We start from the raw sequence: 14,256 nt of genomic DNA, 5'->3' as shown, positions 1-14,256 counted from the left end.
CCCGCCTTGATCAGAAAAACAGGTAGGTGGCGTAACCGGCAATCATCGCCATAGCAAAAATGACTGCTAAAAACGCCGCTAAAAGCTTCAGCGTGAACAAAGAGCGCAACAGAATGAGCTCAGTCAGGCTGGCTCCGGCACTGCCGATGATCAACGCTAGCACCGTCCCGGCACCCACGCCTTTGGCCATCAGAGCCGCTGCCAGAGGTATGACGGCTTCAGCGCGAATATACAACGGCACGCCGATGACAGCGGCAACTGGAATGGCAAAGGGATTATCTGGGCCTGCATACTGCTCCAATAAGTCAGTGGGCATGAAACCATAGATCACGCTGCCAATCGCAATACCGATGAGCAGGTAAGGCAACACATCGATAAAGTCCGACCAAGCTTCCCGCCACACACCACTGTACTTCCCTTCTTTCTTAACCGTGACAGTGGGTTGACTGTCACAGCATTCGCTAGACGTAGAGACTGTTGTCTTCCTATCAGCCCCGCAAGAAGCCGTCTTCGGAGTGGTGTCGCAGCTGTTGGTGCCGCAACTCGATGCGGTCGATGTAGCACTGCACGGGCTTGCTGATGAACTACATCCACTGCTCTCTTGTGTCGCCGTCCGGCGCACATAACGCTCGAAGCCAAGCGTGTGAAGCAGCCATCCGGCACCTACCGCGACCACCAAAGCGGCGAGCACATAGATAGCAGTAAGTGTCCATCCAAACGTGGCAACCAGCAGGCCGACGACGATAGGATTCAGCAACGGAGATGAGAAAAGAAACACCATCATCGGCCCAAAACCGGCCCGTGCCCGAATCAACCCTTTCAACATGGGGATAGTCGAGCAACTACAGAAGGGCGTTATAGCTCCTAAACCAGCAGCAAGAAAATAGCCTCGCTTCCCACTGGAAGTCAGTAACGCTTCCACCTTGGATGGTGGGATGTGACGTTGAAGAACTCCGACCAGCAAGCTAATGCCAATGAATAAAACCGATAGCTCGATAGCGAGAAAGGCGAACATGCCTAGAGCGTCTTGGAGTTGAGATGACATTCAATATTACTCCTATATTTCTAGTATTGTCGAAATGATGTACGCAGCCTACTTGCGTTTATCCGACCTGTCAACTATAATTCTAGAAACATCGAATTATTGGGGCGTGCTATGGATCACGAAAAGGTTGCAGCCAGCTTAGCTGAGCTAGGGAATAGTCACCGACTGTCCGTGTTCCGCTTTCTGGTCAAAGCTGGCCATGATGGGGCTTCGGTCGGAGATATCCAGAAGGGGCTGGGTATTCCTGCTTCGACGCTATCACATCACCTTGCGCGCATGGCCAAGGTAGGGCTGATCCGGCAGGAGAAACATAGCCGCACGATTGTCTGTATATCCGAGTATGGGCACCTAGAGAATTTGATCGGTTTCTTACAAGAGGAATGTTGTGCAGGTGTCCGGATTGCGCATGAACCAGAACCGCTTTGACGCTTGCCCAGCTCTCGCTGTCCTCCCTAGTCAGCATCGCTATGAAGACTCAGGCGAAGGTGGAAACAGAAAATTGGCAGTAGAGTAGGCTGAAGAGGATCAATCAGATAATCCGCTGAGAAAGATTTTCTTCTTTACATCTTTGGCATTTTATCAACCAGAAATTCCGGATACCCGTAAATTATACAGCTCATCGGCTTAATTGGAGTTGTGGGGCACAAGCATGATATAGTCGTGTGTGATACCGGCTTTTATCCCAATAATGTCTTAAAACTAAGTAACTTGCGAGTCATTATTTGGATTAGAAGCCTACATTGATTATTTTTTGGAGGCTGATTTGGAAACAGGAATGATAATTTCGTTAGCATTGTACTTCATTGTTATGTTGGGAATAGGGCTTTATGCCTATAAGCAATCAACTGACGATGTATCGGGTTATATGCTAGGTGGGCGTAATTTATCACCCAGTGTAGCTGCGTTATCGGCAGGTGCGTCTGACATGAGTGGTTGGCTGTTAATGGGTCTGCCAGGTGCAATGTATTTATTTGGTTTAAGTAAAGTTTGGATTGCAATAGGGCTCGTATTAGGTGCTTGGGCAAACTATTTCCTCGTAGCGCCGCGATTACGTGTGTATACCGAAAAGGCGAATGACTCGATTACTATCCCAGACTACTTCGCTAATCGATTCGATGATAATAAGAATATTCTTCGCGTTATTTCTGCCATTGTGATCATTGTCTTCTTTACTCTTTATACCTCATCAGGTGTTGTTGCCGGTGGTAAATTATTCGAAAACTCATTTAATATGAGCTACGAAATGGGGCTCTATATCACCACGGGTGTTGTGGTTGTGTATACCTTGTTTGGTGGATTTCTTGCAGTAAGTTTAACGGACTTTGTGCAAGGCTGTATTATGTTTATTTCGTTATTAGCTGTGCCTATTGCGACTTTTACAATGCTTGATCAGCCTTTCATGGACACCTTGGCTAATGCTCGCTATGACCTCTTATTAAGCTCACCCAAAGAAACAGAAATTCATGCACTTAACATGATGGATTGGTTTGCAGGTGGCTCGACAATTGCGATTATTTCGGCAATGGCTTGGGGCTTAGGTTATTTTGGTCAGCCACATATTATTGTCCGCTTTATGTCAGTGCGCTCTGTTAAAGATATGCCTACCATGCGTCGTATTGGTATGTCTTGGATGACATTGTCTGCAATTGGTGCTGTATTTACTGGTTTATTCGGTGCGGCTTATATGCTTGAAAACCAAATGCCAATCGACGATAAAGAAACAATTTTCTTAGTTTTATCTGAACTCATTTTCCACCCACTGATCGCAGGTTTTCTCCTAGCCGCAATTTTAGCAGCGATTATGAGTACTATTTCTTCGCAGTTATTAGTGTGTTCGAGCTCTTTGACTGAGGATTTTTATAAAATTTACCTGAATCGCGACGCGTCTCAAAAAGAGTTGGTATTAATTGGTCGTGTTAGTGTGATGTTGGTTGCCGTTTTTGCTATCTACTTAGCTTATGACCGTGATAACTCTATATTAGATTTAGTGAGCAATGCATGGGCAGGGTTTGGTGCGGCATTTGGACCGTTAGTGTTGCTTAGCCTTTATTGGAGACGAATGAACCTACAAGGGGCAATAGCGGGAATGGTTGTGGGCGCTGCGACAGTGCTGTTTTGGATTTATGCACCGATTACGATTGATGGTGAAAAGTTAAGTGCCATTATTTATGAAATTGTACCGGGCTTTATCTTATCAAGTATTGCCATTGTGGTCGTTAGCTTGAACACATCAGAGCCAAAACAAGAAATTACACAATTATTTGATGAAGTTGAATCGTCACTTTAGGACGCTAAGTGTCATTCTTTAGAATGTAATTAAAAAGGGCAACATAAGTTGCCCTTTTTTGTGTTAATTTTTTTAACTCTACTTTAAGAGTGACCGGTTACTTTGATGAATAATATCCGCTGCTAAAGTAAGGGATATTAACTGGCTGCTTTTTCTTTTATATCAGCGACTTTATCTGTGTCTGCTGATTTGGCTTTTTTCGGTTTGCTAGGCAGTTCTTTAGCGCCTTTTAGTACAGCCATAAATTGGTCTTTTTCTTTTGCTATTTCAAGGGCTAGAGATTCAATTTGTTGCTCACTTAATGGTACATCTACCTTCTCAAGCATGAGCTCTAACGACTCAGCGATGTCGAGCATTTTATCGTACGCATCAGCTTCTTTTTTGGTAGTAAACGTCATGCGCTCGACTCCGTTTCTTTCTACAACATATTTAACAACAACAGCCATGATTTCTCCTGCATTCAAGCGTGGCATTTGCAGCGTGTAATCGCTACTTTGATTACTGTTTTTATATACAGTAATCGTTTGGGGCCGAATTTGCAAGCTGCGTGTGTGTATTTTTTATGACATTAATTTGACAAAAAGGCATAAATTGACTTTATTTAGTTTGTCACCAAATTAGTGACGAATGTAATGGAATTAGTGTTCGGTGACGAGACTATTTAACAGTCCACGTAAGGACATCATGGAGGAAACAATGAAGTTTTTATCAAGTTTACTATTTGCAGCAAGTCTTGCATTACTGCCGGCGACTCAGGCACTCGCTGAAAAACCAGCTGAGTCAGTGCAAACAAAAATTCAAAAAGTGAGTATCAATAAAGCCACTGTAGAGCAACTTTCTCAGTTACCTGGCATTGGTAAATCGAAGGCTCAAGCCATTGTTGAGCATCGTAAGAATCAAGGCCCATTTAAATCAGTTAAGCAACTGAAAGAGGTTAAGGGGATTGGTGATAAATTGTTCGCTAAAATAGAAGGAAAAATTTCGCTTTAACTAAATAGTAATTTAAACAGGGCGTCTATTCGCCCTGTTTAAACTCTTGTATCGCTTTTCGCAGGTGAGGTTGAGCGAACATATTTTCAACCGGCGTTGTGATTAATGGGTAGCTTAATCCCGCTAATAATAACCAAGGTAAAAGCATCCAACCTTCAAAGTAGGCAAGGCCTAGAAACAAGGGCGCTAAAAATGCCAGTTTGCACACAGATAAAACGATTTTATGCATTGGGCTTAAGTGGCTCAGTGCAATTGCTATTATCTGCTGACGCTGCCTTACTTTAAAGGTCTTTAATTCAGGAATTTGACTGCTAAAAAAGTAAATCATTACAGTGACTTTTTGACTAGTAAGCGGCTTGCTAAAACCCCGACAAAAACAATTGAATATGCGGCAAAGATGACTTCCATCCATGCGGGCATACTCATTGACGCAAATTGCCAATCAATATTGCCACAGTCTCCTGTTGCTGCGAAAAAGTGCGGGATCCATTCATGTAGGGGCATGAAACTAGGGAAATTTGGCTCAAACGCACAGCTAAATGCAAATGGATCTGTGTTGTTTTGCATAGCAATGTGCTCTTTTGCGATAAAGTAGCCCCAAATGGCAGAGACTCCCCACGTTGCAAAGGCGATTAATCGGCAGGTTACAGCGTGTGGGTTTATTGCTCCAATGATACCCGCGGCTAAGAGACCAAGCATCGCTGTGCGTTGGTATATGCACATAATACAGGGTTCTAGACCCATACTATATTGAAAAAACAGGGCTGTTATTTCAAATGCGAGTGCCGTTAAGGCTAATAATACCCAAGGGGTTCTTTTGTTTGCTAACTCAGCTAACCAACTCATGAAAAATCTCATTTCTAATTGTTTTCAAGATTATGCTTAGGGACTGCGCAGGGTGCAAGTGCCTGCGATGAATATTCGTAAAAACAACGCAGATAAATAGTAAAGGAGCCAACGGCTCCTTTACTATATGTGTATGAATGAAGGTTAAACACTCACAGCTTGTAGAGATTCACTTTGATAACAACCCAGTACGCGAGTGTATTGGGTATGCTCTTTAAGCTCTTCTAGCGCTTGTTTTACATGTGCATCATCTAGGTTTGCTTCTAAATCAACGTAAAACACTTCTTCCCATGGATTTCCTGGCACTGGTCGAGACTCTAGTTTTACAAGGTTAATTTGATGGTGTTTAAATATCATCAAGGCATCTGCAAGCGAACCTGCTTGCTGTTTAGTTGCCATAATCAAACTTGTTTTAGTGGGGATTTGTTTAGAGACTTGCAATGGTTTACGTGCAACAACAATAAAGCGGCTGTGGTTTTCACTTTGGTTTGCAAGTCCAGACTTAACAACCTCTAGGCCAACATTTTTACCCGCCTGAGCAGAGCCAATGGCCGCACTATTCGGGTTCTCAACTGCGGATTGTAGCGCGTGAAATGTCGAATCACAGGTTTCATGTTGGATATCACCGAGCCCTTGCACAAAACGACTGCACTGTGCGAAAGGTTGTGGATGCGCATATATTTTATTGATGTGTGAAAGCTCAGTGCCCGGTATTGCAAGTAAACAATGCTCAACACTGTGAGTAACTTCACCTACAATAGAAACTTGGGCGTGTTGTAATAAATCAAAGACTTCATTGATACTGCCCGAACTTGTGTTTTCAATCGGCAACAAGCCAAAGTCGGCTTGGCCATTTTCAACTTTCCCCGTGATTTGCTCAAAGCTCGAGCAGCCTATTTCTATGACTTTACCCGGGCGGCGGCTAAAGTATTTATGGCATGCTAATTGGCTGTATGAGCCCTGACCACCTAAATATGCCACACGATGCGTTTCGCTCATTGCATCTGGGTTCAGGCTTTTTTGTAACATGGCCTGTTGATTTAATACGGAGTCTTCCAAAATAGTCTGGAACACATTATTGATGTAGTAGGCGTCTAACCCCAGCGACTTTCCATAGCTTATTAGCTTTTCAAGCAATGCTTGTTCGCGGGCTTCATCGCGAATGGGTTTATTGTTGGCAATTTTATATTCAACAACACTGTGACTAATACGTCGTCGTTTTGCGAGTAATACTAATAAATCGGAATCTATTTCATTGATATCGTGTCGTAACGCATTTAATGCATCGTTGCTCATGTTGGTTTCCTCATTCCAAAACAGTGCACAAACAAAAAAGCCTCCCAAGAGGGAGGCTTTAGCTATTCGGTGAATTTATCTCGCAAACAGTTAAGCCTCCTCTATCTAAAGAAGCTAAAAAACGAAAAATAAGTGCGAGAAATAATGTGTTTCATCCAGTTAATGTAAGAAGTGTCGTTTATAAAGTCAACAGCATATCGAAGGAATTTGCAAAACACATGGATTAGTTATGAAAATTCATCAATCTTCATAAAAAATTTATAAATCTAAAAATGAATCTGGTATATTTGTTTTTGGATAATAAATAATAACAATTATTAATAAGGTAGTCCTGTGGTGTATCGACGCCCGCCATCTCGTTTTGGTGTGAATTCGTTAAGTATGAAGCTATCGCTGCTGATTTCTGCAATTTGCTTAATTGCGGGTATTTGTGCAGCGGCATTAATGCTTAAATCAGAAGAAAAACAGCTCGTTTTTGAAGAACACGAACTTTTAAAGCATTCGAGTGAACGCTTAAGTCGTCAATTTAACGGCTTGATAAAAACAAAAACAAATATTGCTGAACAAGCGAATAATGTCGTTACTAGCCAGTTATTACTTAACGAGTCTCACTTGCAAAGTAATCACAATGCCGATATTAAATTTGCTGTTGATGGCAGCATACGCAGTACGTCTGCAGATGGACTCTCCGCCGCTTTTATTCCTCAAGATAACTATTCCGCTTTTTATAAAAGGCTGATTAACGATTCCGAGTCATTATGGAAAATAGTGTCACCGACACTTATTCAAGATTTCTTTAATTTTTATTTAGTCAGTAAAGATAACTTTATACGTATCGCGCCGCCAAACTGGGCACTCAATGTACCTGCTGAGTTTGATTTTACAAAAGGCGAAACATTTAACTACGCACAAGAAGCATTAAACCCAAGCCGAGAAGCAGTGTGGTCAAAAGTTTACTACGACACCATTTGGCATAAATGGGTGGTGAGTGTATTGGTTCCGGTTTACCACAATAATGAATTTTTTGGTGTCACAGGCAGTGATATTGCGCTAGAAACCTTACTTGCTCAATTACCAATTGGTGATCGCGAGCAACATTTATTTGTGTTTGATGCAAAAGGACAGTTACTTGCGCATCCCGATTTAGATAAATCGACATTAGAAGAATATGGCCGCGAAGGTAAAAAACTACTGACAAAAGACTTTGTTAATGCGGATTTACAAACGCTCGTCTCAGAGACTATTCGTTCTAAATTACCTGAATCTGCAAATTCATTTGTGCAAGGCGGCGAAACACACATTATCAATATTCGTAAAGTAGAAGGCCTTAACTGGTACATTGGTATTTATAAAAAGCGTTCTTCGGCGTTGTCTGCCTTAGAAGAGTTAAAAGTTAAGTTTTTTGGACTGTTTATTTTATATGCCATCTTAGTCGCACTGTTGTTACATCAAGCGCTTTACCAGCTTGTTCTGCGCCGTATCCACTCGTTAGTTAATGCCGTTGTCAGCTTTGGCAAAGGGCAATTGCAAACAGAGTTTCCGTACGCAAATAAAGATGAGATTGGCACCCTCAATGGCTCATTTAAAGATATGGCGATAGAAATCAGAAAGCTAATTGATGGTTTAAATCAGCGTATCAGTGAAAAAGAAATTGCCGAAAAAGCGGCTAACCGATTATCAAAAGCGGTGGCATTCTCTGGAACCGGTGTTGTCATCACCAACCAAGATTTTGAAATTGAGTACGTCAATCCGAAAATGGTTGAGATGACTGGGTTTGAAGAGCGCTACTTTATTGGCTCGCCTTTAATGAGCATCATATCGCAAGAAATGGCCATTTTGGTTGACGACATAGATGTTGATTTAAGAAGCCGAAATTATTGGCGTGGCGATACACTGTTACAAGCCAATGAGCGCCAATCTGTATGGGTGTCATTAAGTATTTCGCCGATTCGTGAAGATGGCGGAAAAATTACCAGTTATGTTGCATCAGCGCAGGATATTTCGTTTGTAAAAGAAAGCCAACGTAAGATGGAGCAGTTAGCTTATTTCGATACACTAACCGGACTTGCCAACAGAACGTTCTTTAGAATGCAACTACGTAAATCGATGGCGCTTGCAGAGCGTGGGCATTATGCGTTTGCGTTATTTTATTTTGACCTAGATGAATTTAAGCGAATTAACGACACTTTAGGTCACGATGCTGGTGATCAGTTATTGGTCGAAGTGGCTAACCGTTTGAAAAAACGTTTACGCACAGAAGATACGATTGCCCGACTCGGGGGCGATGAATTTGCCGTACTGTTAAGTGGTATTGAGCATCAAACACATGCAATGGAAGTGGCAAATACGATTCAAAGAACGCTCAATGAGCCAATCAAACTTGGTAATAATGAAGTGATCATCAGTGCGAGTATAGGCATTACAATGGCACCATTTGATAGCCAAGAAGAAGATCAATTACTTAAACATGCCGATTTGGCTATGTATGAGGCGAAAGCAAAAGGACGAAATACTTTCCACTTCTACAGCCAAGAATTAAATGCCGCTGCGAATGAACGGTTGTTCATTGAAAATGAGCTACGTAATGGCATTCGTGAGCGTCAGTTTGAGGTTTATTATCAACCTCAAGTTGATAGCCGAAATCAGCAAGTGGTTGGCTATGAAGCGCTTATTCGTTGGTTCCACCCTAAAGAAGGCATGATCCCACCGACTAAGTTTATTCCGATTGCAGAGGCAACCGGTTTAATTGTTGAATTAGGGGCGTGGGTTCTTCAAGAAGCGTGTGAGTTCGCTGCGCGCTTAGCGAGTAAAAACCTAAAAAATAATATTTCAATCAACTTATCGGCACGCCAGTTTAAAGACGCTAATTTGGTTTCGACACTCGATAAGATCATTAAAAAAACAGGGGTTGAGCCTAAGCGACTTCATTTAGAATTAACTGAAAGTATGTTGATGGGGCATGTTGAAGCGGCAATTTTGCAGTTGCATCAGCTTAAAGCATTGGGCGTATCAATCTCTATTGACGATTTTGGCACAGGTTATTCATCGCTGAGTTACTTGAAACGTTTTCCTGTTGATATTCTCAAAGTCGACCGCTCATTTGTAAAAGATATCCCTGAGGATACCAATGACATGGAAATCACCGCGGCGATTATTGCTATGGCGCAAAAGTTAAAGCTTAATGTTGTTGCTGAAGGTGTCGAAACGATAGAGCAAGTTGAGTTTTTACAAAACAACAACTGCTATATTGTACAGGGTTACTATTACAGTAAGCCGGTGTCCGAAGCGCAGCTGCCAGCACTTTTTGAGCGCTTGAGCCATATAGAAGACGTTAATTAAAAGGGGGCTTTTTAGCCCCCTGCAATTTTAACTTTAAATTTGAGCGCTTCGAGAATCGCTTTAAGCTTTTCTCGGTCGTCGCCTTGAACCTCAATAATACCGTCTTTTACTGCACCGCCTTGGCCCATTTTACTTTTAATGGTTTTGGCGAGCTTTTTAAGATCATGTTGTTCAGCGTCAATGCCAACAACAAGCATGACACCTTTGCCTTTACGCCCTTTGGTTTGACGTTCAATGCGAAGGAAGCCATCTTTAAACATCTTACTTTGCAAAGGCTTTGTTTCTTTAGGTTGCTCAATGCGTCCAGTGGCTGTTGAATAAACTAGATTATTATCGCTCATAGTGATACTCGTTATAAAAGCTTGCCTAAATGATAACAAATTTCCTCTTAAGTGTTTTAATTTTTGGCTTATTTCTTCTAAGCAGTTATATTTAGATATGTCTTAGAAAAGATTTGTTTATTAGGAGTTTATTATGAGTTTGACGCGCAGCACTTCTGCTGATGGCGCTATTTTAACTGTACAAATCAAAGGAAAGTTTGATTTTAATCTGGTGCAATCTTTTCGTCAGGCATACGCTGACTTAAGCGATAACATAAATAAGATTGTAATCGATTTAAGAGAAACTGATTACATGGATAGCTCTGCGCTGGGTATGCTACTAAATATGAAAAAAAACCTTACGGGAAAAGTTGATAATATTCAAATTAGTAATTGTCAGCCGCAGCTAAAAAAGATTCTGCAAATTTCTCGTTTCGATAAAAAGTTCGACATTGATTAATGCTTAATATCCTGGTTGTTGACGATCTTGCTCTAAATCGTCGCATGTTAACCGTGATGTTAGAGCAACAAGGCTATCGAGTTTATAACGCTGAAAATGGCTTGATGGCGCTAAAATTACTGGCAGAGCACAGTATTGATATTGTGCTACTTGATGTCATTATGCCGGTTATGGATGGCTTTGAAACCGCTGCAATAATAAAAGAGCGTTTTAGCCAAGTTTATCTCCCCATTATTTTTATTACGTCGCTTGAAGACGAAGCCAGTTTTGAACGTTGTTTAGCGGTAGGCGGAGATGATTTTCTTCATAAGCCGTTTCAAGAAGTGATTTTAAACGCAAAAATTAAGGCGCACAGCCGAATAAGAAACTTAAGCCAAAAGGCGCGAGAACAAAATTTACAACTTGAGTATCACCAAAATCAAGTTGAACGCGAACACGAAATCGTTGAGCATATCTTTAATAATGCGTTAGAAAATCAAAAGCTATTTACGCAACACCTCGATTTTCATCTTTCACCCGCTGCCATGTTTAATGGTGACATGTTCCTCGTCGCGCAAAGTCCCATAGGCAGTTTATATTGCATGCTTGGGGATTTTACCGGGCATGGCTTAGCGGCTGCAGTTGGGGCACTGCCAGTATCACGGGTGTTTTATACCATGGTGAGTAAAGGCATGTCAGTGAGTGATATTGCTGCTGAAATTAATGCTGTTTTGGCTAATTTATTACCTGGGCACATGTTCTGTGCTGCGACAATATTAGAGCTTAGCCATTCTGGACGCAGTTTATCTGCGTGGCTTGGCGGCTTACCTGACACCTATATCATTAACGATAAAGGCGAAATTACACGTACCTTAGAGTCCCAGCATATGGCATTGGGGATACTTGAGGGAGATGAATTTGAACGCGGCCTAATACATATCGAAGTCGAGCCAACCTCACGCGTTGTGATGGCTACCGATGGCATTATTGAAACGGCCAATCCCCAAGGTGATTTTTTTAGCGAGACGCGTTTTAAAGAAGCCTTGTGTTCAAAAGAAAACATTACAACAGCTCAGGTGTTAGAGCGGGTAAATAAATTTGCGCAAGGTAACGAACAACAAGACGATTTGAGTTTAGTGCTATTAAATTGTTTACCTGTTCCTGAACCAGAACAAGCGGCAGAGCCTTTTTCTCCTTTACCGTTTAACTTTTCTTTGAGCCTGAATTCAAAGCAAATAAAAAGCACAGATCCGGTGTTAGAGGTTGTGGATGTGCTCACCCAAGTAGCGGGCTTGAACGCGCATCGCGCAAATATATTTTTAATATTGTCTGAGGCATACAATAATGCTTTAGATCATGGGGTGTTAGGTTTAGATTCTGAGATTAAAAATCAAGAAGATGGTTTTTTAGTTTATTACCAAGAAAGAGACACCGCACTTGCCACTCTAAGCGACGCTTTAATTATTATTGATATTCGTTATTGCCCAGATAACTTAGCGTTGTATTTTACGGTGTGTGATTCTGGAAATGGCTTTGCTAAGGCACATGCCTCAGATCAAAGCTTAACGCGAGAGCATGGTAGGGGGTTAAGTTTACTAGGTGAAATAGCCTCTCATATTTCATTTAATGCCGCTGGGAACCAAGTCGAAATTTGTTATCAATTATCCTCATCAAGCACTAGCTCACACTAACAACGCATGTTATGATTCTGCCATTATAGATGTTTGGATGGCTAAATGATTTCAACTTACTTATCAATTGCGCAGCTTGATTTACCAGAAAACCTTGTTGCTGAGCAATTATCGTATCTAGAACAATACCTAGCAGATGCAGAGTTACCAGAAGTACGCTGGCAGTATCAAATCCCTGAATTAGGTGAAGGTGGTGCCTGTAGTCTGTTTGGTTATTTACAGGATGAGCCATTCAAGCTGAGTGATTATGTCGCTAATAACGCAGAGAACACTGCTAAGCTGGCAAAACTGCAACAAATTATTGATTTTGTTGTTGAAAAAACTCAGGTGGACTGGTTTGGTATTTATCAAGCGACAGCAACGGATGAAGGTAAGCAGTTATTAAAATTAGTTTACCATGGTGCCCCAAGTCGTCCTTTGTTTCCTATAACAGAGGCCTTTGCTAAAGGCAGTAACAATGTACAAGTCGCGTTATCTAAGCGTGGTCGAGTTATTAATAATGTTGCTGATTACCTTGCCAAGGGCGGTGAATATTATACGTGTGATCCTAACGTGAAAGCAGAGACATGTTTGCCGCTACTTTCACAACAAAATGAGTGCTTAGGTATTATTGATGCTGAAGCATTTAATAATGATTTCTTTGATAAGCAAACCCTTGCTTTACTGGTGGCTTGTTGTATCAAAATTCCTCAACTCTTGGTCTAATTTAACTAGTAATTAGGCTGGGTTTTTATGTTAAGCTAGTGGCAACGCTAACCCCTATAAAAAGAGATAGTCAATGTTCTCAGAATTAAAACCATTACCAACAGACCCTATTCTTGGCCTAATGGCGGCCTTTAAACAAGACACAAATCCAAATAAAATTGATTTGGGTGTCGGTGTTTATAAGGATGAGCAAGGCAATACGCCTGTACTTAAAGCGGTTAAAAAAGCGGAAGCGTTTCGTTTAGAAAACGAAACCAGTAAATCGTACATTGGCTTGGCGGGTAACTTAGATTACTGCCAAAAAATGGAAAACTTATTACTGGGCGAGCATCCAGCACTATTAGCAAACCGTGTACGCACAGCACAAGCACCCGGTGGTACAGGTGCGCTTCGCGTTGCGGCTGAATTTATCAAGCGTTGTAACAAAGACGCGACAGTGTGGGTAACAACGCCAACATGGGCAAACCACATTAGCCTATTTGAAGCGGCTGGTTTAACAGTTAAAGAATACCCTTATTATGATTACGAGAATAAAGACCTGTTATTCGATGAGATGATCAATACCTTAAAGCAAGTGCCAAAGGGTGATGTTGTGTTATTCCATGCATGTTGTCATAACCCAAGTGGTATGGATTTAAATGCAGAACAATGGAGCACGGTTTCAGACCTTGCTGTCGAAGTTGGTTTTACACCTCTTATCGATATCGCTTACCAAGGGTTTGGTTCAAGCTTAGAAGAAGATGCTGCAGGCTTACGTAAGTTAGCAGCAGCCGTCGATGAGATGATCATTTGTTCTTCTTGCTCGAAAAACTTCGGCTTATACCGTGAGCGTATTGGTGCATGTTCTATCATCGCAAAAGATGCGGCAACGGCCGATGTGTCAAATTCTGTGCTATTAAGCGTTGTGCGTAGTATTTACTCAATGCCTCCTGCTCACGGTGCTGATATTGTAAGCACTATTTTAAGCAGCACTGAACTGACACAAATGTGGCATGATGAGCTTGATGAAATGCGTAACCGTATTAATGGTTTACGTACTCTAATTAAAGAAAGCCTCGCAGCGAAAGGCATTGCGCAAGACTTCTCATTTATTGACCGTCAAAACGGGATGTTCTCTTTCTTAGGCATCAATAAAGAGCAAATTGATCGTTTACAAAAAGACTATTCAATCTACATCGTTGGCTCTAGCCGAGTAAATGTTGCTGGTATCAGTGATACAAACATTGACTACTTTGCTAACGCAGTTGCTGATGTATGCAAATAAGACATTAATGTATGTCAAAAAAAAACCGCACGAC

14 protein-coding genes are annotated in these 14,256 nt (G+C 41.6%); 8 read left to right on the top strand and 6 right to left on the bottom strand.

Annotated elements, in window-relative coordinates; all coding sequences use genetic code 11:
• Positions 1–10: 10 nt before the first annotated feature.
• The gene (locus tag LPA49_RS14890; RefSeq protein WP_000098298.1) at positions 11–1,045 is read right to left on the bottom strand and encodes a permease; all 1,035 of its coding nucleotides are present in this window, start codon (positions 1,043–1,045) and stop codon (positions 11–13) included.
• 111 nt (positions 1,046–1,156) lie between these two features.
• Here LPA49_RS14890 and LPA49_RS14885 point away from each other — a divergent pair, with 111 nt between their 5' ends.
• Positions 1,157–1,471 (top strand): helix-turn-helix transcriptional regulator, encoded by a 315-nt coding sequence (locus tag LPA49_RS14885; protein WP_008294929.1) that lies wholly within the window; start codon positions 1,157–1,159, stop codon positions 1,469–1,471.
• Between the two features lie 349 nt (positions 1,472–1,820).
• On the top strand, positions 1,821–3,332 hold the full coding sequence (gene putP / locus LPA49_RS14880; RefSeq protein ID WP_065978762.1) for a sodium/proline symporter PutP: 1,512 nt from the start codon (positions 1,821–1,823) through the stop codon (positions 3,330–3,332).
• A gap of 137 nt (positions 3,333–3,469) precedes the next feature.
• Here putP and LPA49_RS14875 read toward each other — a convergent pair whose 3' ends face one another.
• On the bottom strand, positions 3,470–3,778 hold the full coding sequence (locus tag LPA49_RS14875) for a YebG family protein (RefSeq protein WP_074988669.1): 309 nt from the start codon (positions 3,776–3,778) through the stop codon (positions 3,470–3,472).
• A 250-nt stretch (positions 3,779–4,028) separates the two neighbouring features.
• Between LPA49_RS14875 and LPA49_RS14870 the strand changes: the two genes are divergently transcribed.
• A complete protein-coding gene (locus LPA49_RS14870; RefSeq protein WP_075593876.1) occupies positions 4,029–4,322 on the top strand; it encodes a helix-hairpin-helix domain-containing protein in 294 nt (97 codons plus the stop codon).
• A gap of 25 nt (positions 4,323–4,347) precedes the next feature.
• On the opposite strand, the gene LPA49_RS14865 is transcribed toward LPA49_RS14870, so the two are convergent.
• The 3 genes from LPA49_RS14865 to LPA49_RS14855 all read right to left on the bottom strand — a co-directional run bounded on the left by LPA49_RS14865 (position 4,348) and on the right by LPA49_RS14855 (position 6,464).
• Positions 4,348–4,650, bottom strand: coding sequence for a DUF6170 family protein (locus LPA49_RS14865; protein ID WP_036970014.1), 303 nt, complete (start codon positions 4,648–4,650; stop codon positions 4,348–4,350).
• Positions 4,650–5,168: a disulfide bond formation protein DsbB gene (dsbB, locus tag LPA49_RS14860; RefSeq protein ID WP_036970011.1), complete on the bottom strand. Its 519-nt coding sequence runs from the start codon at positions 5,166–5,168 to the stop codon at positions 4,650–4,652. Before dsbB ends, LPA49_RS14865 begins: the two co-directional genes overlap by 1 nt.
• Positions 5,169–5,312: 144 nt before the next feature.
• Positions 5,313–6,464, bottom strand: coding sequence for a chorismate mutase (locus LPA49_RS14855; protein ID WP_036970008.1), 1,152 nt, complete (start codon positions 6,462–6,464; stop codon positions 5,313–5,315).
• A 333-nt stretch (positions 6,465–6,797) separates the two neighbouring features.
• On the opposite strand from LPA49_RS14855, the gene LPA49_RS14850 reads away from it, so the two are divergent.
• A complete protein-coding gene (locus tag LPA49_RS14850) occupies positions 6,798–9,803 on the top strand; it encodes an EAL domain-containing protein (RefSeq protein WP_230236971.1) in 3,006 nt (1,001 codons plus the stop codon).
• A gap of 11 nt (positions 9,804–9,814) precedes the next feature.
• Here LPA49_RS14850 and LPA49_RS14845 read toward each other — a convergent pair whose 3' ends face one another.
• Positions 9,815–10,144, bottom strand: coding sequence for a stress response translation initiation inhibitor YciH (locus tag LPA49_RS14845; protein WP_230236968.1), 330 nt, complete (start codon positions 10,142–10,144; stop codon positions 9,815–9,817).
• A gap of 133 nt (positions 10,145–10,277) precedes the next feature.
• Here LPA49_RS14845 and LPA49_RS14840 point away from each other — a divergent pair, with 133 nt between their 5' ends.
• The 4 genes from LPA49_RS14840 to LPA49_RS14825 all read left to right on the top strand — a co-directional run bounded on the left by LPA49_RS14840 (position 10,278) and on the right by LPA49_RS14825 (position 14,222).
• Positions 10,278–10,583 (top strand): STAS domain-containing protein, encoded by a 306-nt coding sequence (locus LPA49_RS14840; protein ID WP_036970002.1) that lies wholly within the window; start codon positions 10,278–10,280, stop codon positions 10,581–10,583.
• Complete coding sequence (locus tag LPA49_RS14835) at positions 10,583–12,253, top strand: fused response regulator/phosphatase (RefSeq protein ID WP_065978766.1); 1,671 nt, start codon at positions 10,583–10,585, stop codon at positions 12,251–12,253. Before LPA49_RS14840 ends, LPA49_RS14835 begins: the two co-directional genes overlap by 1 nt.
• A gap of 45 nt (positions 12,254–12,298) precedes the next feature.
• Positions 12,299–12,958 (top strand): GAF domain-containing protein, encoded by a 660-nt coding sequence (locus LPA49_RS14830; protein ID WP_074988666.1) that lies wholly within the window; start codon positions 12,299–12,301, stop codon positions 12,956–12,958.
• Positions 12,959–13,031: 73 nt separating this feature from the next.
• On the top strand, positions 13,032–14,222 hold the full coding sequence (locus LPA49_RS14825) for an amino acid aminotransferase (protein WP_065978767.1): 1,191 nt from the start codon (positions 13,032–13,034) through the stop codon (positions 14,220–14,222).
• The last annotated feature ends 34 nt before the right edge of the window (positions 14,223–14,256 follow it).

This window comes from Pseudoalteromonas sp. MB41 (assembly GCF_020966275.1).
GTDB classification, from domain to species: domain Bacteria; phylum Pseudomonadota; class Gammaproteobacteria; order Enterobacterales; family Alteromonadaceae; genus Pseudoalteromonas; species Pseudoalteromonas lipolytica.
Note: the sequence above shows the minus strand (reverse complement) of the source record. Positions and strands in the feature narration are given on the sequence as shown.